We start from the raw sequence: 20,105 nt of genomic DNA, 5'->3' as shown, positions 1-20,105 counted from the left end.
TGACCCCGGCTCAGGGCGGAAAGCGGAAAGGCAGGTTCCCTGCGGCTGCGGTTGCCGGGCGTGGCGGGGTCGATGTCCCCTCTCCCCGTCCCGCCAGGTCACTTGCGAGGCCGTTCCGGGGTCCGGGCGCCTTGATGACCGGCGCCGCGCCGGCATCATCCGCCAGAGCTCAGCGTCAGCGACAGGAAGGCGCGGAACACCTGTGCCGGACCCGAGAGGGGCCGAGCGCGCGCCCAGGTGAGGCCCACGTCCATCGATGGCACGGGTTCGACCGTGACGCGCTGTTCGATCCGTTGCCCTTCCAGGGACCAGGGCCGGTAGACCATGTCGGACAGGATCGTGACCCCCATCCCGGCCGCGACCATGGATCGGACGGCCTCGACCGAGGAGGTCGAGAACACCACCTGCGGTGTAAGGCCGTAGTGATCCCAGTAGCGACCGGTTGTGCGGCTGGCCTCGTCCACGGTCAGCATGACGTAAGGCAGCCGCGCCACGTCGTGCAGGCTGACCTGCGGCGAGGCCAGCAGCGGGTGGTCCGATGGCAGCCAGAGCCTGCGGCGCGACCGGAACAGTGTTTCGGCGTCAAGTTCGTCGTGGTTGGCCAGGTTGGAGGTCAAAAGGACCGCAAGGTCCAGGCCCCCGGTGACCAGCGCGTTCTCGACGGCCGCCCTTGGCTGTTCGGACAGTTCCAGCGTGATCCCGGGGTAGCTGCGGCGGAAGGCGGCGTAATGCCGGGCCATGAAGTAGCCCGCGACGGTATAGGTCACCCCAAGGCGCAGGCGGCCGGTGACGCGCGACTCCTCTCCCAACGGGCTGCGGGTCGCATCCTCGACCGCGGCCATGATCCCGCGCGCGCGGGCCAGGAACCGCGCGCCTTCCGGCGTGACGGCGACACCCTGCGCGCTGCGGGTCAAGAGCTTGACCCCGAGGTCGGCCTCAAGGCCCTGGATGCTGGCCGTGACCGCGGATTGCGAGACGTTCATCTCCATCGCGGCATGGCTGATCTGTCCGGTCTCGGCGGCGGCGATGAAATAGCGGAGCTGTTTCAGGGTCAGCGACATGAGGAGAGCATATCAATTTTTTCGATATCGTCTTGCAGAATTTCGTATTTGCCTATGCGCACCGACTCGGGTCACCATCCTGTCATTGGCGACAGTTCGGAGGATGCCATGCCTGTCACGGTCAACTGTGACATGGGGGAAAGCTTTGGTCTCTGGCGGATGGGGGATGACGCAGGGCTGATGCCCTTCATCCACATCGCCAATGTGGCATGCGGCTTTCACGCCAGCGATTTCGACCACATGCGCGCCACGGTGCGGCTGGCCAAGCGGCATGGGGTGAAGGTCGGTGCGCATCCCAGCCTGCCCGACCTGCAAGGCTTCGGTCGGCGCGAGATGAGGATGGGCCGCGAGGAAATGGCCAACTGCATCATCTACCAGGTCGGCGCGCTGACGGGTTTCCTGCGGGCAGAGGGGATGGAGCTGAACCACATCAAGCCGCATGGCAGCCTTTACGGGATGGCCGCCCGGCAGGAGGACATCGCGCATGCCATCTGCGACGCGGCGGATGTCTTCAAGGTGCCGCTTCTGGGCATGACGGGCACGCTGCACGAACGGATCTACCCGGCGCGCGGGCACGGGTTCGTGGCCGAGTTCTACGCCGATCTGGAATACCGCCCCGACGGCAGCCTGATCGTGACGCGCGAGCATGACGCAAAGGACCCCGCGCTGATGGCCGCGCGCTGCCTGCGGGCGATCACCGAGGGCAAGGGCACGGCGACGGATGGCAGCGACATTCCCGTGCGCTGCGATTCGATCTGTATCCACTCCGACACGCCGAACGCCATCGACATCGCCCGCGCCGTGCGGGCCGCCGTCCAGCCCTACACCTGAAAGGACATTCCATGGCCCAGATCCAGTCTCCGCTGCCCGGCACTTTCTACCGCGCCTCCGCGCCCGACAAGCCGCCCTTCAAGGCCGATGGCGATGCCGTCGCCGTCGGCGACGTGATCGGGCTGATCGAGGTGATGAAGTCCTTTCACGAGGTGCGGTCCGAAGTGGCCGGGGCGAACATCCGTTTCGTCGCCGACAACGAGGAACCCGTTATGGCGGGCGCCGTTCTGGCCGAGGTGGATTGATGCTGAAGAAGCTGCTGGTCGCCAATCGCGGGGAAATTGCCGTGCGGGTGATCCGCGCGGCGCAGGACCTCGGGATCGCGACCGTGGCCGTCCATTCGGATGCCGACGAGGAGGCGCTGCATGTCCAGATAGCGGACGAGGCGGTGAGCATCGGTCCGCCGGCGGCGAAGAAAAGCTATCTCAATCAGGCCGCGATCCTGAAGGCTTCCGCCGACACGGGCGCGGACAGCGTGCATCCCGGCTACGGCTTCCTGGCCGAGAACGCCGATTTCGCCGATGCCTGCACCGCGGCGGGGCTGGTCTTTGTCGGGCCGTCCGGTGACGCGATCCGCACCATGGGCGACAAGGTGGCCGCGCGCTCGGCCGCCCATGCGGCGGGGGTGCCGGTGGTGCCGGGAAGCCTGGGCCGCGTGGCCGGTATCGAGGAAGCGCGGCACATCCTGATGGACACCGGCTTTCCGGTGATGATCAAGGCTGCGGCCGGCGGCGGCGGGCGGGGCATCCGCATCGCCAGCGATCTGGCCGAGTTCGAAGCCGCCTTCCCCCAGGCCGCGGCAGAGGCGCTGGCTGCCTTCGGCGACGGCGGCCTATACATGGAGAAGGTCATCACCAGGGCGCGGCACATCGAGGTGCAGGTGCTGGGCGACGGCGTGGACGCGGTGCATTGCTGGGAGCGGGAATGCAGCCTGCAACGCCGCCGCCAGAAGGTCTGGGAAGAGGCGCCCTCCAGCGCGCTGTCTGATCGGGTGCGGGAGGAACTGTGCCAGAGTGCGGTGCGGCTGGCCAAGGCAGTCGGCTATTCCGGCGCGGGGACGATCGAATACCTCTACGACGACGAAAGCGACCGCTTCTTCTTCATCGAGATGAACACCCGCATCCAGGTGGAACACCCGGTGACCGAGATGATCACCGGCATCGACCTGGTGGCCGAGGGGTTGCGGATCGCAGGCGGCGAGCCGCTGCGGCTGAAGCAGCACGACATCGTGGCGCGCGGCCATGCCATCGAGGTGCGGCTGAACGCCGAGGATCCGTCGCGCGACTTCGCGCCCTTCCCCGGCACGGTTTCCGCCCTGCGCGTGCCGGGCGGGCCGGGCGTGCGGTTCGAATCGATGCTTTATGCGGGCTATACCGTGCCGCCCTTCTACGACCCGCTGCTGGCCAAGCTGGTGGTGCATGGCGAGACGCGCGAGGCCGCGATTGCCCGCCTGGTCCGCGCGCTGAAGGAAACCCGGATCGAGGGCCTGCGCACCACGCGCCCCCTGTTCCTGGCCCTGGCCGAGGACGCGGCCGTGCAGGCCAATGCCGTTCACACCCGCTGGCTGGAAGGCTGGCTCGACACCCACTCCGCCCGGCTGGTGCCGGAGCTGGAACCATGAGGGAGGGACCATGACGATCCGTTTCAGCTTCGGAGGCGACGAGCACATCTTCGGGGAAGTCTCCGAATCCATGTCGCTGGAAGCCTTCTTCACCTCGCTGTCGATGACCAACGCGGTCAAGGCAGCCGGGATCAAGGGCGTGACCGAGATCTGCCCGGCGAACGCGAGCTTCCAGGTCAAATTCGACCCAGACCGGATCAGGCCGGGCGACCTGTTGAAGGAATTGCAGGGAATGGAGGCGGCGGCCTCGCAGTCCGACGCGAGCCTTCAGACCCGGATCATCGAGATCCCGGTCCTCTATCAGGACCCCTGGACGCACGAGACGCTGATGCGCTTCCGCGAACGGCACCAGGACCCGACCAGGACCGACCTTGAATATGCCGCCGAGATCAACGGCCTCGGGACGGTCGAGAACTTCATCAAGGCCCATTCCAGCCAGCCCTGGTTCGTCTCGATGGTGGGCTTCGTCGCGGGGCTGCCGTTCCTCTATCAGATGGTCGAGCGCGAACGGCAGTTGCAGGTGCCGAAATACCTGCGCCCGCGCACCGATACGCCGAAGCTGACGGTGGGCCATGGCGGCTGCTTTTCCTGCATCTACTCAGTCCGGGGGGCCGGTGGCTACCAGATGTTCGGGATCACGCCGATGCCGATCTACGACCCGAACCAGCAGGTCTCCTACCTGCGCGAGGAGATGTGCCTGTTCCGGCCCGGCGACATCGTGAAGTGGAAGCCGATCAGCCGCGACGACTACGACGCGGCGCTGGAAGCGGTCGAGGCGAACCGCTTCGAACCGGTGATCCGCCCGGCGACCTTCTCGCTTTCCGAGTTCAACAACGACATGGCCGGTACCAACGCCAGGCTGATGGAGGCGCTTCATGGCCGTTAAGGTGATTTCTCCCGGTCTTTCGACCACCGTGCAGGACCTTGGGCGTCCAGGCTACTACCATCTGGGCATTCCCCTCTCGGGGGGCATGGACCGTTTCGCCCTGCGCGTGGCCAACATGCTGGTCGGCAACGACGAGGGCGCCGCGGTTCTGGAAGCCGTGTTCACGGGGCCGGAGCTGGAATTCACCGCGCCCGCCACGTTGGCGGTGACGGGGGGCGATCTGCCGCCGAAGCTGAACGGCGAGGAGCGGCCGGGCTGGGAGGCCTTCCCGGTCAGGGCGGGGGACCGGCTGTCCTTCGGCTTCCTGAAATCCGGTGCCCGGGCCTATATCGCGGTCTCGGGCGGGATCGACGTGCCGGTGAAACTCGGCTCGCGCTCGACCTACACGCTCGGGGCGCTGGGCGGGCACGAGGGGCGCGCGCTGAAGGCGGGCGACGAATTGCCGGTCGGCGCCGGGAAGGCGGGCAAGGGCAGCGTCCCGGCGGCCTTGCGGCGGATGCCGGGTAGCCCGGCGGAACTGCGGATGCTGCCGGGGCTCTACTGGCACCGGATCACCGCCGAGGCGGGAAAGCGCTTCTTCGCCGACACCTGGAAGGTCGCGCCCGAGGCGGACCGGATCGGCTATCGCTTCAAGGGCGGCACGGCGCTGGACTTCGTGCCGCGCGAACAGCCCTTCGGGGCGGGGTCGAACCCGTCGAACATCGTCGATGCCTGCTATCCCTACGGCAGCATTCAGGTGCCGGGCGGGACGGAGCCGATCGTGCTGCACCGCGACGCGGTGTCGGGCGGGGGCTACATGATGCTGGGCTGCGTCATCAGCGCCGACATGGACCTGATCGGCCAGTTGCAGCCGCATGCCCCGGCGCGCTTCGTCGAGGTGACGATGGATCAGGCGCTGGCCGCGCGGGCCGACCGGCAGGCGGCCCTCGCCCGCGTGCGCGATCATCTGGGACGGTGATGCGCCCGTCCGCTCATCCTGCGCCTTCGGCTTGTCTTCGCATCACAGCGAAGAGCGCACGAAGTGCGACGATGAGCGGTCCGCTAGCGCCCGCGCGCCTCTTTCGGGGTCACCCCGAAGCGCGCCCGGAAGGCGCGGGAGAACTGCGCCTGGTCGGTGAAACCGCGCGCATAGGCGATCTCGCCGATGGCGCGGCGGTCGGCGGGGTTCTGCAAATCCTCCATTGCCGCCATGAGCCGCGTGTCGCGGATCCACTGGCCGAGCGTCATGTTGGTGTCGCGCAGAAGCTCGTGCAGGTAGCGCACGGAAATCCCGCAGCCCGCCGCCACCTTGTCCGGGCCAAGCGCGGGGTCGTCGATATGGCGGCGCACGAAGGCCTCGATCCGCGCCAGATGCGCCGCCCGCACGCTGGACGCGCCCGAGGTCAGCACCCGGTCGTCCGACTGGATGGCGAGCGCCAGAAGGTCCACCAGCTGCCGGCCGACGATGGCGCGGGTCTCCTCGGTCATCGCGTCATAGCGCCCGGGGATCAGGTGGACCATGTCCACGAAAAGCCCGTTCGCCCCGTTCGTCGCATCGAACTGGAGAGAGCAGAACCGGTCCGGCGCGCGGATGCGCCCGCCCAGCATGTCCTTGCCCAGTTTCATCACCCAGAGGTCGGCAGGTTCGGCGTGGCTGAACTCGTAGGGCTCATGGCTGCGCTCGATGAAGAAGGCGCCGGGGTTGGCGCGCACTTCCCTGCCGCCCTGGGCGAAGCGGACTTCGGACCTGGCGGGCAGTGTGACCAGGAATTCCTCGGGCCCCGGCTCGCGGAAGTGCCTGGGCAGACGGCGATAGAGCAGCGGATCGGAGGTCAGCCGCGAGATCGACACGCCCCCCAGATCCCAGGAGGTCAGCTCGCCGTCGAAGGCCTCGGGCTGGGGGAAGGTCAGGTCCAGCGGAAAATAGGCGCGCGCGATGGTTTCGTGCCAGTGCCGGCTGCGGGCCGCCCGGTCCACCCCGCGCGTGGTGATGGTGCTCTTCATCGCGTCCTGTCCCCTTGTGGCCATCTGGCCATGGGCGCGCGAGTCGGACAAGCGGGCATCCTGCCGCCTTGCGCTCAGACGCAAAAGCCAGTGCACCCCGTGCAAAGACGCGGGCGCAATCGCGCCGCTAGCCTTCCCCGATCAACGGCGCAACAGACGCCGCGCGACAGGGAAGGCAGATATGACGCCCGGGCCTTCCGCCCGACCGTTCCCCTGTTGCGCGGCCCTTACGGGAGGGCTTCGTGATGGCGAGAACGCAAGGGAAGAAGAAGGTCGAGGTGGATCCGATCACCCTGTCGGTGGTCCGGGGCATCCTGGAAACGACGCAGCGCGAGATGACGCTGTCCTTGGAAAAGACCGCGCGGTCGTCCGTGTTCAACCTGGCGCACGACTATTCCACGGCGCTGTTCAACCACCGCCCAGAGATGATCCTGCAAGGCCAGGACATCCCGATCCACCTGGGGTCGCTGATCCCGGCGATGAAGGTGGTGGCGAAGTATTTCGAGGGCGACATCCACGAAGGCGACCTCATCATCCACAACGACCCGGCCTGGGGCGGCAGCCACGCCATTGACACCTGCTTCTACAAGCCGGTGTTCTGGAAGGGAAAGCTGAAATACTGGACCGTCTGCAAGGGCCACCTGACCGACGTGGGCGGCCCGGTTCCGGCGGGCTACAACCCTAATGCCAGGGAAATCTACGCCGAATGCCTGCGCATCCCGCCGGTCAAGGTCTGGGACCGGGGCGTGCCGCGCAAGGACGTGCTGAACTTCATCCTGACCAACATGCGCGCGCGCCGTGACCAGGAGGGCGATTTCAACGCGCTGATCGGTGCCTGCCAGGTGGGCGAACGCGCGCTTCTGGCGATGCTGGAGAAATACGGCGAGGAACAGGTCGATGCCTGCATCGACACGCTTCTCGACATGGCCGAACGCCAGATGCGCGGCCTGATTGCGGGCGTGCCGGACGGCACCTACGAAGGCATGGCGATCCTTGAGGATGCGGGCCACGGCCATGGCGATTTCGAGATCAAGGCAACCGTCACCATCAAGGGAGACAGCTGCCACATCGCAATCGCCTCGCCGCCGCAGATCCCCTATTTCATCAACAGCTACGAGGGGAACAGCCATTCCGGCGTCTACCTCGGCCTGATGATGTTCGCGCAGCTGCCGCCGCCCTACAACGAAGGGCTTTACCGCTGCGTGACGGTGGATTTCGGCCCCAAGGGCACGATCTGCAACGCGGCAGAACCCGCGCCGCACATGAACTGCACCACCACCCCGATGGAGACGCTGACCGACGCGGTCCGGCTGGCTTTCGAAAAGGCGGTGCCCTCCAAGGTCTCGGCCTCGTGGGGGCACGCAAACGGCCTCAACATCGCCGGCTGGGACAAGCGGCATGACGAGGAATACGTCACGATGGTGCTGGCCACCATCATCAGCGGGGCAGGGGCCACCCCCAGCCAGGACGGCTGGCACGCCTGCGGGCCGGAATGCTGCTTCGGCGCGCTGACCTCGGGCGACGTGGAACTGCTGGAATACAGCTACCCCATCATCATCCACCGCTATTCCCTGATGACCGACAGTGGCGGCGCGGGGAAATTCCGCGGCGGATCGGGCACCGCCTGGGAGGTGGAGCCCCTGAATGACGAGATGACCTTCATCACCTTCGGCGAAGGCCGCCGCATCCCGGCGGTGGGGGCTGCGGGGGCGACTTCGACGATCATCGACACCAAGGTCGGGCGGCTGGAGCTGGTCGAGGGCGACCGGCACGAGACCATCCGCGAGAACGTCATCAAGGTCATCAGGCCCGGCGACCGGATCACCAACATGAACCCCGGCGGCGGCGGTTACGGCAACCCGATGGACCGGGCGGTCGAAAAGGTCGTCTGGGACGTCAAGAACAACCTCGTCTCGATCATTGGCGCAAGGGAGGATTACGGAGTCATCATCACCGACCCCGCCACGCTGCACGTGGACATCAAGGCAACCGAAGAGCTGCGCGCCCGTCGCCGCGCCGCCATGGCCGCGAACTGAGGGGGAGCGAGAGATGAAATCCGATTACCGACTGGGCATCGACGCGGGCGGCACCTTCACCGACTTCGTTCTGGCCGACAGAACGGGCCAGGTGCGCCTGTTCAAGGCGCTCTCCACCCCGCAGGACCCGACGCTGGCGATCCGCAACGGCCTTGCGCTGATCTCCGAGGAACTGGGTGTCTCGCCCGAAAAGGTGGTGTCGAACTGCGACCTCTGCATCAACGGTACGACCGTGGGGCTGAATGCGCTGATCACCCACACGGGGGCCAAGACCGGGCTGATCTGCACGGCGGGGCATGAGGACAGCCTGGAGATCCGCCTTGGCCACAAGGAGGACGGCTACCGCTATGACGCCGATTATCCGCCCGCGACCATGCTGGTGCCGCGCTATCTGCGGCGCGGCGTGCGGGAACGGGTGCTTTCGGATGGGTCCGTGCGCGAGGCCCTGAACGAGGCCGATGTCCGCGCCGCCTGCGAACTGTTCCGCGCCGAGGGGGTGGAGACCGTGGCGATCAGCTTCGTCTGGTCGGTGCTGCACCCCGACCACGAGCGCCGCGCCGGCGAGATCGTGCGCGAGATGCTGCCGGGCGTGGTGCTGACCCTTGGGTCTGAGCTTTACCCGCAGGTCCGCGAATATACCCGCACCTCGACAGCGGTGGTGAACGCCTATCTCGCCCCGATCATGAAGCGCTATGTCGAGGCGGTGGACAGCTATTTCCGCGGCCTCGGTGCCAGGCAGCCGGTGCGCTACTACCAGTCGAACGGCGGGCTTGCCGTCGGGCAGGCGATGACGGACCGGTCGGTCTATGCCATCAACTCCGGCCCCGCCTCGGCGCCCGCCGCCGGGCAGTATGTCTGCGAGCCCTTCGGCCATCGCAACGTCATCACCGTCGACATGGGCGGCACCTCGTTCGACATCACGCTGACCAAGGATGGCAGCACCAACATCAACAAGAACATCGACTTCCTGCGCTACCGGATCGGGGTGCCGATGATCCAGGTGGAGACGCTGGGCGCCGGGGGCGGCAGCATCGGCTGGATCGACGAGATGGGGCTGATGCAGATGGGCCCGCAATCGGCGGGCTCCGACCCCGGCCCGGCCTGCTATGGCCAGGGCGGGAAGCTTCCGACCGTGTCGGACGCGAACCTGGTTCTCGGCTACCTCAACCCCGACGGCCTGGTCGGCGGCCGCCTGCCGCTGGATGCCGCCAAGGCGCATCAGGCGATCAAGACGAACCTCGCCGACCCTTTGAAGATGAGCGTCGAACGCGCCGCCTACGGCATGTTCACCATCGTCAACGCCAACATGGTCAACGGCATCCGCCGGGTGACGGTGGAACGCGGCTATGACCCGCGCGACTTCGTGCTGGTCGGCGCCGGGGGGGCGACGGCGGCGCATATCACCGCGCTGGCCGACGCGATGGGGATCGACACCATCGTCCTGCCGAAGCTTGCCTCGGGTCTTTGCGCCTTTGGCCAGATCATCAGCGACGTGAAATACAACTACATGGCCACCGCGCCCTTGCGGCTGGACAAGGACGCGGCCTATGCCCGGATCGACGAACTCTTCGCCCAGATCGAGGCGCAGGGCGTCGCGCACCTGAAGTGCGACGGCTTCAAGGGCAAGGATATCGTGACGAAGCGCAGCCTTGACATGCGCTATGTCGGCCAGGTCCACGAATGCACCGTGGAAATCGGCACCTTCAAGGTGGACGCGAAATCCATCGGCAAGGTCAAGGACGCCTTCCACAAGCGCCACAAGGAACTTTACACCTACGCCGAGCCTGCCTCGACCGTCGAGGTCGTGAACATCGAAAGCACGCTTTACGGCGTGGTGGACAAGCCCGCGCGGATGGCCATCGGCAAAGGTGTCACGCCGCAGAAGGCGCTGAAGGGCCACCGAGACGCGGTGTTCAGCGCCGATGGCAAGCGTACCCGGACCCCGATCTATGACGGCACACCGCTGGGCGCCGATGCGGTCATCAAGGGGCCGGCGGTGATCGAGGAAGTGACCACCACCATCGTCATCGAACCGGGCTGGACCGCGCGGCTGGATGCCAGCGGCTCCTACCTCATCACCCGCGACCGGAAAGGAGCAAGATGACAGAACTCCGCGCTGACAAGGTATCCGTGGCCTTCGCCGGGCTGAAAGCGCTGTCGGGGGTGGACCTGACGGTGACCCCGGGCCAGATCGTGGGGCTGATCGGCCCGAACGGGGCGGGCAAGACCACGCTTGTCAACGTGCTGACCGGGTTTCAGGCCGCGACGGAAGGTGCTGTGCTGCTGGACGGCCAGCCCCTTGGCAGCCTGAAGCCGCATGAGGTGCGCCGCCGTGGCATCGCGCGGACCTTCCAGGGCGGGCGGCTCTTCCGCGACCTGCCGGTGATCGACAACCTGGAAGTCACGGGCGTGGGCCTCGGCCAGTCTCGCGCCGTCGCCATCGCCGAGGCCGAGGCGATGCTCGACTGGGTCGGCATCGCGCCCCTGGCGGGTCGGATCGCGGGCGCGCTGCCCTATACCGACGAGCGCCGCGTGGCCATCGGCCGGGCGCTGATGGGGCGGCCGAAGTTCCTGCTGCTCGACGAACCCGCCGCCGGGATGAGCGCGCAGGAGGCGGCCGAGCTTTCCGCCCTCATCCGCCGCATCGCCGTGGAAATGGGCTGCGGCGTCCTTCTGATCGAACACAACGTAGGCCTCGTCCTTGGCCTTTGCGACCATATCGTCGTCCTCGACAGTGGCGCCGTTATAGAGACCGGCCCGCCCGAGGCCATCCGCGCCAGCGAGAAGGTGCGGCACGCCTACATGGGCAGCGCCGCCGACATCGACCTGCCCGTGCTGGAGGTCGAGGCATGAGCCTGCTGTCGCTCTCCAACGTCTCGGTCCGCTACGGCCGCCTGACGGCCGTGCGCGGCGTGACCTTCACGCTCGCCGAAGGCGAGGTCCTGTTCATCACCGGGCCGAACGGGGCGGGGAAATCGTCGCTTCTGCGTGCCATCGCGGGGGTGACGCCGCCCGCGGGTGGCCGGGTGGATTTTGCCGACCACGACATCACCGGCGAGGCACCCGAGGACATCGCCCGCCTTGGCCTGTCCATGGTGCCCGAGGGGCGCGACGTGTTCGGTTCGCTCACCATCGAGGAAAACCTGATGGTGGGCACCGGGATGCATGCGGCCACCCGCGGCTGGCGGGCCCGGGCGGCAACCGAGCTGGAGGCGGTCTATGCCACCTTCCCGATCCTGAAGGAGCGGCGCCACAGCCAGGCGGGCCTTCTGTCAGGCGGGCAGCAGCAGATGCTGGTCATCGGGCGCGCGCTGATGACAACGCCTCGGCTGGTGGCGATCGACGAGCCAAGCCTCGGCCTTGCGCCGAACATCACCGACCAGGTTTACGAACGCCTCATCGCGCTGCGCGCCGAGCGCAAGCTGACCCTTCTGATCGTCGAGCAGTCCTCGACCCGCGCGATGATGATCGGCGGGCGGATGATGCTGATGCGCGGGGGCGAGATCGTGCTGGACGGCGACGCGCGCGCCCTGGGCCAAAGCGAGGCGATGCAGGCCGCCTATTTCGGATACGGGGATCACTGATGGGCGGGTTGATGCAGGTCGTCTTCGACGCATTGTCGCTGGGCTCGCTCTATGCCCTCGGCGCGCTGGGCATCGCGCTGATCTTCGGCGTGATGCGGCTGGTCAACTTCGCCCATGGCGACGTCATCGCCTTCTGCGTCTTCGCGCTTCTGTGGCCCTCGGTCGATGCCGTCGCCATCATCTTTGCCGGCAACTTGCCGTGGTTCCTCCTCATCCCCTTCACGCTGGCAGTGGGCGCGGGGCTTTCCGTCCTGTCCGAGGTCGTGGTCTTCCGCCGCTTCCGCCGGGTGAACCCCGCGACGATGATGATCGCATCCTTCGCGCTGGGCTTCGTGATCCGCTATTTCCTGCTGATGCTGTTCTCCAGCCGGCCGAAAAGCATCTTGCTTCTGCCGGGGCTGAGCCAGCCGGTCGAGATCTTCGGCGCGCGCATCCCGCTTTTGCAGCTGATCACCATCCTGGTGACTATCGCGGTCCTCATCGGGCTGACCGCCTTCCTGCGCCGCACCCGTTTTGGCCTTGAGATGCGCGCGGCGGCCGAAAACTTCACCATGGCGCGGATGCTGGGGGTCCGGGCGAACCGGGTGATCATGGGGGCCTTTGCCCTTTCAGGCGCGCTGGCAGCGGCGATTGCACTGATCCTGGGGTCGCAGACCGGGACGGCCAACATCATGATGGGGGCAAGCGTGATGCTGATGGCCTTCATCGCCACGGTGATCGGCGGCATGGGCAGCCTTGCGGGCGCAGTGATCGCGGGCTTTGCCCTCGGCGCCATCGCCACGGTGATGCAGGTGATCCTGCCGCCCGATGCCCGCGCCTTCCGCGATGCCTTCGTCTATGGCGCGGTCATCCTGGTCCTGATCTTCCGCCCGCAGGGCCTTCTGGCCGCGCGCGGCACCAGGGAGCGCGTCTGATGGCCCGTCCCTCGATCCTGCGCCGCACCATCGCCACGCCGCTGATCCTGTCGGCGCTGCTGGTGGCCTTCGCACTGGTCGCCTGGTTCGCCGGGTCGCGGCCCTTCAACCAGACCGTGATCGACATCTTCCTTCAGGTGATCTTTGTCGTCGGGCTATACACCTTCATCGGCAATTCCGGTGTCATCAGCTTCGGCCACATCGCCTTTGCCTGCCTCGGCGGCTATGTCGCGGCCTGGACCACGATCAAGCCGATGATGAAGGGCATGGCGATGCCCGGCCTGCCCAATTGGCTGACGCAGCTGGAGATCCCGTTCTGGGGCGCGGCCATCGCGGGCGGAGCCTTCGCCGCCTTCTGGGCGCTTGTCTTCGGCGCAGTCCTGATGCGGCTTTCGGGCATCGCGGCCTCGATCGCGACCTTCGCCATGCTGGCCATGGTGAACGCGATCTATTCCAACTGGTCGAGCGTGACCGCCGCCACCTCATCCGTCGTCGGCATCCCGATCATCCGCAGCCTCTGGCCCTATCTGGTCGCCGCGATCCTTGCTGTCTTCGTCGCCTGGGCCTTCTCGATCAGCCGCTACGGCCTTGCCTTGCGTGCCGCGCGGGACGAACCCACCGCCGCCGCCGCAAGCGGCGTGAACAAGAGCCTGATGCGATCATGCTCTGCACGATGATGCCGGGCGCGGTCTCGGCCATCAAGCAGCTGCGGGCAGCGGGCATCAACTCGATGATCCTCAACGGCTCGGGTGTGGACGGCAGCTACTGGCTGTCGGCGGTGCCGGATCTGTCCAACTTCTTTGTCCCGGTCCAGGGCTCGATCTACGGCGACGACCCGAACCCCGAAGTGACGGCCTTCAACGCCAAGTACAAGGAAGCCACCGGAGGCGACCCCTCGACGCAGTATGTCTATCCGGGCTACGTGCTGGTCGACGTCTGGGCGAAGGCGGTGGAACGTGCTGGCACCACCGAGGCCGCCGCAGTGGTGGCGGAACTGGAGAAGATGAACGGAGAGCCCACGCTCTTCGGCCCGCGCACCTTCACCAGCGAGCTGCACCACCAGAACCAGGCCCGCTACCTGATCGTCGAGACCAGCAACGGCAAGCCCGGCGTGGTGGACGAGTGGACGATCTCGGCGCCCATTCCGGTCGCCGACCTGATGAAGTAAGGCTTTCCGCAAGCCCCTGTCGGCCCCGTCTCACCGGGGCCGACCCTGCGACGGGAGATCCCATGCCCGAAGGCTTCATCCGTCCCCTGCGCGCCGCGGACGAAGCCGACTGGCGCCGTCTCTGGACCGGGTATCTCGACTATTACGAAACCTCGGCGCCCGAACTGGTCCATGCCACCACCTTCGCGCGGCTTCTGGGCGATGATCCGCGGGATTTCCACGGCCTGATCGCCGAGGTCGACGGGCAGGCCATGGGGCTGGCCCACTACCTTCTCCATCGGCATTGCTGGAAGGTCGAGAACGTCTGCTATCTACAGGACCTCTACGTCGATCCGGCTGCCCGCGGCACCGGCCTTGGGCGCAAGCTGATCGAGGGAGTCTTTGCCGCCGCCGATGCCAACTGCACGCCGGCCGTCTACTGGCTGACGCAGGATTTCAACGCGGCCGGTCGCAGGCTTTACGACCGGATCGGCAAGCTGACGCCTTTCATCCGCTACACCCGCTGACCGCGCGTCTTGCGGCAGCTGTGCTTCCAGGCGATCAGATCGCTGTCGAAGGCAGGGACATCGCGGCCCGGCACAGGCGCGACCGCGACCGCACCCGTGGCAGGTCAACGTCAAGCGTCACGCAGCAGAAGCGACCGGGACGCGGAGCCACAACTCGCATGCCGCGACAGGATCGGCCCATGACGTGGCCATCGCCCCATGAACTGTGCAGATCGCACGAGACGGGCTGTGGACACCGACCCGTTTGGCAGCCCCGGCCGTCAGGAGCCCTGCGACCGGGGTTCACTCGCGCCGGCAGAGACCTGCCGTTCCGCGAACCGCTGGTAGAGCGTGTTGGCGCGGGTCAGATGCTCGGTCATCGCGCGTTCGGCCCGTATGGAATCCCTGGCCTTGATGGCCGCTAGGATCGCGGCGTGCTCTTGCAGTGTAAGCTGCTCGGTCCCGGGAACGCGCACGAGGTGGGTGTAGAATTCGGCAAGCCACCCGAACATGGCCTCGCTCAGGGCCGGAAAGATGGAATTGCGGGTGATCCGGGCAATTTCGCTGTGGAAGAGCATGTCGCAGTTCACGAACTGCACCATGTCCGGCAGGCTGTTCTGCTGGTCGTTGAAGCGCTGTTCAAGCTTCTCGATATCCTCCGGGGTGGCCCTTTCGACTGCCAACCGGACCATGTTCACCTCGAACAGAAGGCGCGCTTCCTTGAGGTGATCGAGTCCGTGGCCGGAGGACCGTAGGATTCCGCTTGTCGTCAGGGACATCGAGTTCAGGAGATTGGCGAAGGTCGGCGCGGCGACCTTGGCACGTTCGCCCTGGGTAAGCCTGATCAGGCCCATGCGCGCCATGTTCTGCAGCGCTTCGCGCACGGCGGGGCGGCCGACACAATAGCGCTCGGACAATTCGCGTTCGGCAGGAAGCGGGTCGCCCGGTCTGAGGCCCTCATCCTCGATCATGGCGATGATACGATCCATGACCTCCTGATAGAGGCGACGGCGTTCGATCGGTTCTTTCATCATGCGCGGAACAACCTTGGTCCGGGCCCAGCTCTGGCAGGATTTAGCGCATGTGGCAGACCATATCCAGTCGGGTCGGAGGACGAGCTGTCACCCAGCCGGGCGGATCCGCCGCTTCAGGAGCAGCCTGAGCCGCTTTTCCCGCACACCGTCGGCGAGAACGGCAATCAGGATGATCAGACCTTGCATCATGGGCTGGAGATAAAGGTTGACCCCGGTGAACACCCGGCCAAGCTTGACGGTCTGGATCAGCGTGGCGCCGAGCACGGCGCCCCAGACCGAACCGACCCCGCCGAAGAGGCTGGCTCCCCCCAACACCGCAGCTGCGATGACGTCGAACTCGCGGCCCTCGCCGAAGCCCGCATCCAGCCGACCGATCTGCGCGATCATGATGGTGCCGGCGACGGCGGCGCAGAGGATGCGCGCCAGTTCCGACCTTCCCGCGCCCATCAGGCCGAACAGCCCGACCAGCTCGCCCGCGCGGACCGTCAGCGACACGTCCTGAAGCACGCCGGGCTGGGTCAGCCCCCGCGCCTCCAGCACCGTGGCGCTGCCCGGGGTGGCGCTGCGCGGGGGGTAGAGGCCACCGAGGTCGCGTCCGATCATCGACCGGATCATGCGCTGCACCGTGAACTCTGCGGCCGGTCCGCTGTCCACCAGCTGGCCGTCGCGCAGCACGCCGATATCGTCCGCCAGCTGCTGCACATCGCCGAGGATATGGCTGATGTAGATGATCGTCCGGCCTTCGGCCCGCAGCGCGGCGATGGTCTCGAACAGCCGGGCGGTCTCACGCAGGGTCAGCGAGGTCGTCGGCTCGTCGAAGATGATGAGCTGGGCGTCGTTGTGCAGCGCCTTCGCGATCTCGACAAGCTGCCGCTCACCCGGGGACAGCCGACCGATGGGCGTATCCGGGTCCAGATCCAGCGCCAGGCGCCTCAGGATTTCGGTGCTGCGCCGACGGATCGTCGACCAGTCGATCAGGCCGAAACGGCGGGGGAAGCCGTCGATATAGAGGTTTTCCGCCACCGAAAGATTGGTGAAGAGGTTCAGTTCCTGGTGAATGAAGGCGATCCCGGTCCGTGCGGCGTCGCCGGCAGATTGCGGAGCGTAGGGTGCCCCCCGCCAGCGCATGGCACCGCTGCTGGGCTGGACCACCCCGCCGATCATGTTCATCAGCGTCGATTTGCCCGCGCCGTTCTGCCCGATCAGGCCAAGCAGGCGGCCCTCGGCCACGTCGAGCGTGAGGTCCTTCACCGCGGACACTCCGAACCAGGTCTTGCCCAGACCGTCGAGCGACAGAAGCGCGGTCATCTTGCGCGATCCTGCATGATCCGCGTCCGCAGTACGTCAAGCAGGGCTGCGGCAAGGATCACGGCACCCTTCATCATGTCCACCTGGAACGCCGACAGGTTCATCGCCCCGAGCGCGCTGGACAGGAGGACAAAGAACAAGACGCCGAACAGTGTCCATATGATCTTTGCCTTGCCGCCGAACAGGCCGGTCCCGCCGATCACCGTCGCCCCGATCACGTCGAGCAGGAACGTGCCCTCGCCCAAGGTGGGCCGACCAGCCTCGAGCCGGGCGGAGTAGAGGATGCCGCCAACTGCGGCAAAGACGGCCGAGACGATGAAGACAAGGACAATGACGCGCCGCACCGGCACGCCGGAAATCTCGGCCGCCTTGCGGTTCTGGCCGATGGCGAGGATCTGGCGGCCGAAGACGGTGCGGTTCAGCAGCACATGGGCAAGGATCGCCATCGTAACGGCGATGACCATCGGATAAGTGACAAGCGAAAACACCTGCTTGCGTGGCAGTTGCGGCGTCTCCTTGGCCCCGAAGTAGACCGAAACGATATCGCCCTTGCCCAGCGCCACATAACCTTTGGGAAGTTGCGCGATGTTCTCTGATTGTGTGAGGTAGATGGCAAGCGCGCTGATCGTGATCATGCTGACCAGCGTGACCATGAAGGCCGGCATTTCCAGCACGGCAATCGCCAGGCCGTTCAGCAGGCCGATCAACGCCGCCAGCGTCAGCATCACGATGATCGCAACGGCAATGCCGCCAGCGACCCCGGCGAGCGGCCCCCCGTTCTCGGTGATGACGCTGCCCCAGAGCGGGGCCTTGGACAGGACGACCGGGTCAGCAACCAGCGTGATGAGCGCCGCCCCGATCACGGAGGTCAAGGCAATCACCGCGCCCTGGCTGAGGTCGATCCCGGCGATGGCCAGCACGAAGGTCTGCCCGATGGCGACGATGAGAAGCGGCCACATGTTGGACAGGATGTTCACTGCGTTGCTGGGCGTCAGCAAGGTCGGCAGGAACGGCGCCAGGACCGCGATGAAGGCAAGCGACATGTACAGCACGAAATAATCCGACAGGAACAGGTCGGCTGCCCGGTCTCTTACGGATCGCTGCGGTGTGGGGGAAAAGGTCATGCGTGATCAGTCCGATGCTGGAAGTGGGACCCGGCCGCGGGAGTGGCGGCCGGGCCCTGCGAGGCGCTTACTTGTCGAGGAAGCCTTCCGACAAGAGGACGCAACCCCACATGTCCATCTCGCGCTTGCCAAGGTTGGCCTGGGTCAGAGCGAAGCCGGGATCGGGGATCACCTCGTTCGGCCGGGCATTGCCCGTCTCGACCGCCTTCAGGATCGCATTCATCGCCGACTCGGCCTCGAAATACAGGTCCTGCACGCCGGTGGCCGAGACATAGCCTTCCTTGATCAGCTTGCAGGCCGTCGCGTCGCCGTCGAGCCCCGCCAGCGGGATGTGTCCGTCTTCGCCGGCCTTCTTCCACATGCCGCGCGGCTCAAGCACCGAGCGGATCGTCGGGAACAGGAAATCGGAAGAGGTGAACATCAGGTCGATCTTCGGGTTCGCCGTCACCGCCGCCTCGAGGTTGGCCAGAGCCGTCGCCGCGTCCCATTCCGAAGCCACCTCGATCACGTTGAAGCGGTCGGCATGCTTGTTGATCGCAGCGTAGAAGCCGTCCTTGCGGCCGACGGCGTTGGGGTCGCCGAGGTCGCCGACGATGATCAGGGCGTTCAGCTTCGCATCGGCAGGTGCCCCGGCCAGCGCCTGCTCCACCACGAAGTCGGTTGCGGCCTCGGCGATGGTTGCGTTGTCGGCGACGACGATGATGCCCTTGGACAGGTCGGTCGGCGGCCGGTTGAACACGGCGATCGGCTTGTCGGACGCTTGCGCCTCCTTCACGATCGTCACGGCACTTTCGCCATCCTGCGGGATCAGGATGATGCCGTCGACCCCTTGGGCGATGCAGTCGCGCACCTGTTCCAGCTGCTTGTTGGCGTCTTCGATGGCGTTCTTCTCGATCACTTTATGACCGGCTTCGGTCAGCGTGGTGGTGATCGCCTTGTGGCCGGCGACCCAGAACTCGGTTTCCAGATCCTGGAACGCAAAGCAGATGTTCGCCGCCTGTGCGCCCGACCCGAAGGTCGCACCTGCGGACAACAGGGCCAGGGTGGCGGTGGTTCTCAGCAGCTTCATGGTATCCTCCCTTTGAGAGCTGTTTTCAGTGCTTGTCCGGCTACGCGAGGCGCGCCTCCGGGTCTGATCGGGCCACCCCGTCGCGCATGCGCACGAACAGGTCCTCTGGGCCCATCTGGCCGCCTTTGACGATCCAGTCGCAGGCGGCGTCAGCCTGGTGAAAGTGTGCCTTCATCAGCGGCACCGCGGGCGCGATCTCGGCCTCTGCGGTCAGCGCCACGGCTCCGAAGGCCCGGGTGGCGAAACTCGACGTGTCGCCGCCTGCGACGGCGAAGCGCGATGCCGCGCGACGGTCGTGCAGTCCGCGCAAGGTGCGGCCGAACCCCGCCCCCAACCGTGCGGTCGCTGCCTGGACCGACAGGCCGCTGCTCCGATATGCCGTTCGCGCCGCGGCAAGCGCCGGGTCATCGGGACCGCGTGCCGAGGCGAGGATGACGCTCTGTCCGCTGCCAAGCGCCGCGGTTGCAGCCTCTTCAGCCGCGCGACAGACCTTTTCCCAAGCCGCGGGATCAACCAGGGCAAGGTCCCTGACCTCGGCCAGATAGGGCTGGTTGGCGTAGATGTCGAAGGCATGCCGGAAACTGAGCCGCAGGAAGCGCGGCGCACCGATGGCGCCCGCGGCCAGTGCGGCCCCGAGTGCGCGATAGGGCGACTGCCAGCGAAAGTTCTCGTGCACCAGAAGCGGGACTCCGGCCGCTGCGCAGGCCGCGACCATCGCATCGCCATCGTCAAGCGTTTCGGCAAAGGGCTTCTGGCAGGTCACGCCGCGGCTGTGACGTGCCGCAAGTTCGACCAGCGACCGATGCGCGGCGACGGTCGTGACAATGTCGGTGAAGTCGGGATTCACCTCTGCCAGCATCGTGCCGGCATCGGTATAGGCCAGGGCACCGAAATCGAGGGCGAAGGCCCGGGCCTTTGCGGGGTCGGTATCGCAGACCGCGACGATCCGCACGCCGTCGATTTCCGCCCACCCGCGCATGTGGTTCCGGGCGAGGAAGCCG

General features: G+C 66.6%; 20 protein-coding genes. 13 read left to right on the top strand and 7 right to left on the bottom strand.

Features of this window, described 5'->3' with window-relative positions; genetic code table 11:
• Nucleotides 1-155: 155 nt before the first annotated feature.
• Nucleotides 156-1,061, bottom strand: coding sequence for a LysR family transcriptional regulator (locus tag G8O29_RS01485; protein ID WP_166401452.1), 906 nt, complete (start codon nt 1,059-1,061; stop codon nt 156-158).
• Nucleotides 1,062-1,169: 108 nt separating this feature from the next.
• On the opposite strand from G8O29_RS01485, the gene G8O29_RS01480 reads away from it, so the two are divergent.
• Genes G8O29_RS01480 through G8O29_RS01460 form a run of 5 tightly spaced genes read left to right on the top strand, consistent with a single transcriptional unit; the run spans nt 1,170 to nt 5,357 of the window.
• Complete coding sequence (locus G8O29_RS01480) at nt 1,170-1,892, top strand: LamB/YcsF family protein (protein ID WP_166401451.1); 723 nt, start codon at nt 1,170-1,172, stop codon at nt 1,890-1,892.
• A gap of 11 nt (nt 1,893-1,903) precedes the next feature.
• Nucleotides 1,904-2,137 carry an acetyl-CoA carboxylase gene (locus G8O29_RS01475; RefSeq protein WP_166401450.1) on the top strand — a complete coding sequence of 78 codons (234 nt, stop codon included), beginning with the start codon at nt 1,904-1,906 and terminating at the stop codon, nt 2,135-2,137.
• A complete protein-coding gene (locus G8O29_RS01470) occupies nt 2,137-3,513 on the top strand; it encodes an acetyl-CoA carboxylase biotin carboxylase subunit (RefSeq protein WP_166401449.1) in 1,377 nt (458 codons plus the stop codon). The genes G8O29_RS01475 and G8O29_RS01470 overlap by 1 nt, the downstream gene beginning before the upstream one ends.
• Before the next feature lie 10 nt (nt 3,514-3,523).
• Nucleotides 3,524-4,399 carry a 5-oxoprolinase subunit B family protein gene (locus G8O29_RS01465; RefSeq protein WP_166401448.1) on the top strand — a complete coding sequence of 292 codons (876 nt, stop codon included), beginning with the start codon at nt 3,524-3,526 and terminating at the stop codon, nt 4,397-4,399.
• Nucleotides 4,389-5,357: a 5-oxoprolinase subunit C family protein gene (locus G8O29_RS01460; RefSeq protein WP_166401447.1), complete on the top strand. Its 969-nt coding sequence runs from the start codon at nt 4,389-4,391 to the stop codon at nt 5,355-5,357. Before G8O29_RS01465 ends, G8O29_RS01460 begins: the two co-directional genes overlap by 11 nt.
• An 83-nt stretch (nt 5,358-5,440) precedes the next feature.
• On the opposite strand, the gene G8O29_RS01455 is transcribed toward G8O29_RS01460, so the two are convergent.
• On the bottom strand, nt 5,441-6,433 hold the full coding sequence (locus tag G8O29_RS01455; protein WP_242678835.1) for an AraC-like ligand-binding domain-containing protein: 993 nt from the start codon (nt 6,431-6,433) through the stop codon (nt 5,441-5,443).
• A gap of 194 nt (nt 6,434-6,627) precedes the next feature.
• Between G8O29_RS01455 and capB the strand changes: the two genes are divergently transcribed.
• The 8 genes from capB to G8O29_RS01415 all read left to right on the top strand — a co-directional run bounded on the left by capB (nt 6,628) and on the right by G8O29_RS01415 (nt 14,590).
• A complete protein-coding gene (capB, locus tag G8O29_RS01450; protein ID WP_166401446.1) occupies nt 6,628-8,418 on the top strand; it encodes a caprolactamase subunit beta in 1,791 nt (596 codons plus the stop codon).
• A gap of 13 nt (nt 8,419-8,431) precedes the next feature.
• A complete protein-coding gene (capA, locus tag G8O29_RS01445; protein WP_166401445.1) occupies nt 8,432-10,522 on the top strand; it encodes a caprolactamase subunit alpha in 2,091 nt (696 codons plus the stop codon).
• Nucleotides 10,519-11,271 carry an ABC transporter ATP-binding protein gene (locus G8O29_RS01440; protein WP_166401444.1) on the top strand — a complete coding sequence of 251 codons (753 nt, stop codon included), beginning with the start codon at nt 10,519-10,521 and terminating at the stop codon, nt 11,269-11,271. Before capA ends, G8O29_RS01440 begins: the two co-directional genes overlap by 4 nt.
• Nucleotides 11,268-12,002 carry an ABC transporter ATP-binding protein gene (locus tag G8O29_RS01435; RefSeq protein ID WP_166401443.1) on the top strand — a complete coding sequence of 245 codons (735 nt, stop codon included), beginning with the start codon at nt 11,268-11,270 and terminating at the stop codon, nt 12,000-12,002. Before G8O29_RS01440 ends, G8O29_RS01435 begins: the two co-directional genes overlap by 4 nt.
• Nucleotides 12,002-12,916, top strand: a complete 915-nt coding sequence (locus G8O29_RS01430; protein ID WP_166401442.1) for a branched-chain amino acid ABC transporter permease — start codon at nt 12,002-12,004, stop codon at nt 12,914-12,916. Before G8O29_RS01435 ends, G8O29_RS01430 begins: the two co-directional genes overlap by 1 nt.
• On the top strand, nt 12,916-13,593 hold the full coding sequence (locus G8O29_RS01425; protein WP_166401441.1) for an ABC transporter permease subunit: 678 nt from the start codon (nt 12,916-12,918) through the stop codon (nt 13,591-13,593). The genes G8O29_RS01430 and G8O29_RS01425 overlap by 1 nt, the downstream gene beginning before the upstream one ends.
• Complete coding sequence (locus G8O29_RS01420) at nt 13,578-14,084, top strand: ABC transporter substrate-binding protein (RefSeq protein WP_242678834.1); 507 nt, start codon at nt 13,578-13,580, stop codon at nt 14,082-14,084. The genes G8O29_RS01425 and G8O29_RS01420 overlap by 16 nt, the downstream gene beginning before the upstream one ends.
• A 62-nt stretch (nt 14,085-14,146) precedes the next feature.
• Complete coding sequence (locus G8O29_RS01415) at nt 14,147-14,590, top strand: GNAT family N-acetyltransferase (RefSeq protein ID WP_166401440.1); 444 nt, start codon at nt 14,147-14,149, stop codon at nt 14,588-14,590.
• A 260-nt stretch (nt 14,591-14,850) separates the two neighbouring features.
• Here the strand turns inward: G8O29_RS01415 and nanR are convergent, their stop codons facing one another.
• The 5 genes from nanR to G8O29_RS01390 all read right to left on the bottom strand — a co-directional run bounded on the left by nanR (nt 14,851) and on the right by G8O29_RS01390 (nt 20,083).
• The gene (nanR, locus tag G8O29_RS01410) at nt 14,851-15,603 is read right to left on the bottom strand and encodes a transcriptional regulator NanR (RefSeq protein WP_166401439.1); all 753 of its coding nucleotides are present in this window, start codon (nt 15,601-15,603) and stop codon (nt 14,851-14,853) included.
• Nucleotides 15,604-15,690: 87 nt separating this feature from the next.
• Nucleotides 15,691-16,911 (bottom strand): ATP-binding cassette domain-containing protein, encoded by a 1,221-nt coding sequence (locus tag G8O29_RS01405; RefSeq protein WP_166401438.1) that lies wholly within the window; start codon nt 16,909-16,911, stop codon nt 15,691-15,693.
• On the bottom strand, nt 16,908-18,035 hold the full coding sequence (locus tag G8O29_RS01400) for an ABC transporter permease (RefSeq protein ID WP_166401437.1): 1,128 nt from the start codon (nt 18,033-18,035) through the stop codon (nt 16,908-16,910). The genes G8O29_RS01405 and G8O29_RS01400 overlap by 4 nt, the downstream gene beginning before the upstream one ends.
• Nucleotides 18,036-18,102: 67 nt before the next feature.
• Nucleotides 18,103-19,104: a sugar ABC transporter substrate-binding protein gene (locus G8O29_RS01395; RefSeq protein ID WP_166401436.1), complete on the bottom strand. Its 1,002-nt coding sequence runs from the start codon at nt 19,102-19,104 to the stop codon at nt 18,103-18,105.
• A gap of 40 nt (nt 19,105-19,144) precedes the next feature.
• Nucleotides 19,145-20,083, bottom strand: a complete 939-nt coding sequence (locus G8O29_RS01390; RefSeq protein WP_166401435.1) for a nucleotide-binding domain containing protein — start codon at nt 20,081-20,083, stop codon at nt 19,145-19,147.
• Nucleotides 20,084-20,105 lie beyond the last annotated feature (22 nt).

This window comes from Rhodobacter calidifons (assembly GCF_011174775.1).
Classification (GTDB): domain Bacteria; phylum Pseudomonadota; class Alphaproteobacteria; order Rhodobacterales; family Rhodobacteraceae; genus Tabrizicola; species Tabrizicola calidifons.
The sequence above is the reverse complement of the archived record's forward strand: the minus strand, read 5'-3'. Positions and strand labels throughout refer to the sequence as shown.

Coding starts and splice junctions, on each gene's coding strand:
- nanR (WP_166401439.1), bottom strand. CDS start 15,603: ATGATGAAAGAACCGATCGAACGCCGTCGCCTCTATCAGGAGGTCATG.
- G8O29_RS01470 (WP_166401449.1), top strand. CDS start 2,137: ATGCTGAAGAAGCTGCTGGTCGCCAATCGCGGGGAAATTGCCGTGCGG.
- G8O29_RS01480 (WP_166401451.1), top strand. CDS start 1,170: ATGCCTGTCACGGTCAACTGTGACATGGGGGAAAGCTTTGGTCTCTGG.
- G8O29_RS01460 (WP_166401447.1), top strand. CDS start 4,389: ATGGCCGTTAAGGTGATTTCTCCCGGTCTTTCGACCACCGTGCAGGAC.
- G8O29_RS01475 (WP_166401450.1), top strand. CDS start 1,904: ATGGCCCAGATCCAGTCTCCGCTGCCCGGCACTTTCTACCGCGCCTCC.
- G8O29_RS01395 (WP_166401436.1), bottom strand. CDS start 19,104: ATGAAGCTGCTGAGAACCACCGCCACCCTGGCCCTGTTGTCCGCAGGT.
- G8O29_RS01420 (WP_242678834.1), top strand. CDS start 13,578: ATGCTCTGCACGATGATGCCGGGCGCGGTCTCGGCCATCAAGCAGCTG.
- G8O29_RS01440 (WP_166401444.1), top strand. CDS start 10,519: ATGACAGAACTCCGCGCTGACAAGGTATCCGTGGCCTTCGCCGGGCTG.
- capB (WP_166401446.1), top strand. CDS start 6,628: ATGGCGAGAACGCAAGGGAAGAAGAAGGTCGAGGTGGATCCGATCACC.
- G8O29_RS01425 (WP_166401441.1), top strand. CDS start 12,916: ATGGCCCGTCCCTCGATCCTGCGCCGCACCATCGCCACGCCGCTGATC.
- capA (WP_166401445.1), top strand. CDS start 8,432: ATGAAATCCGATTACCGACTGGGCATCGACGCGGGCGGCACCTTCACC.
- G8O29_RS01405 (WP_166401438.1), bottom strand. CDS start 16,911: ATGACCGCGCTTCTGTCGCTCGACGGTCTGGGCAAGACCTGGTTCGGA.
- G8O29_RS01400 (WP_166401437.1), bottom strand. CDS start 18,035: ATGACCTTTTCCCCCACACCGCAGCGATCCGTAAGAGACCGGGCAGCC.
- G8O29_RS01430 (WP_166401442.1), top strand. CDS start 12,002: ATGGGCGGGTTGATGCAGGTCGTCTTCGACGCATTGTCGCTGGGCTCG.
- G8O29_RS01435 (WP_166401443.1), top strand. CDS start 11,268: ATGAGCCTGCTGTCGCTCTCCAACGTCTCGGTCCGCTACGGCCGCCTG.
- G8O29_RS01390 (WP_166401435.1), bottom strand. CDS start 20,083: ATGCGCGGGTGGGCGGAAATCGACGGCGTGCGGATCGTCGCGGTCTGC.
- G8O29_RS01485 (WP_166401452.1), bottom strand. CDS start 1,061: ATGTCGCTGACCCTGAAACAGCTCCGCTATTTCATCGCCGCCGCCGAG.
- G8O29_RS01415 (WP_166401440.1), top strand. CDS start 14,147: ATGCCCGAAGGCTTCATCCGTCCCCTGCGCGCCGCGGACGAAGCCGAC.
- G8O29_RS01465 (WP_166401448.1), top strand. CDS start 3,524: ATGACGATCCGTTTCAGCTTCGGAGGCGACGAGCACATCTTCGGGGAA.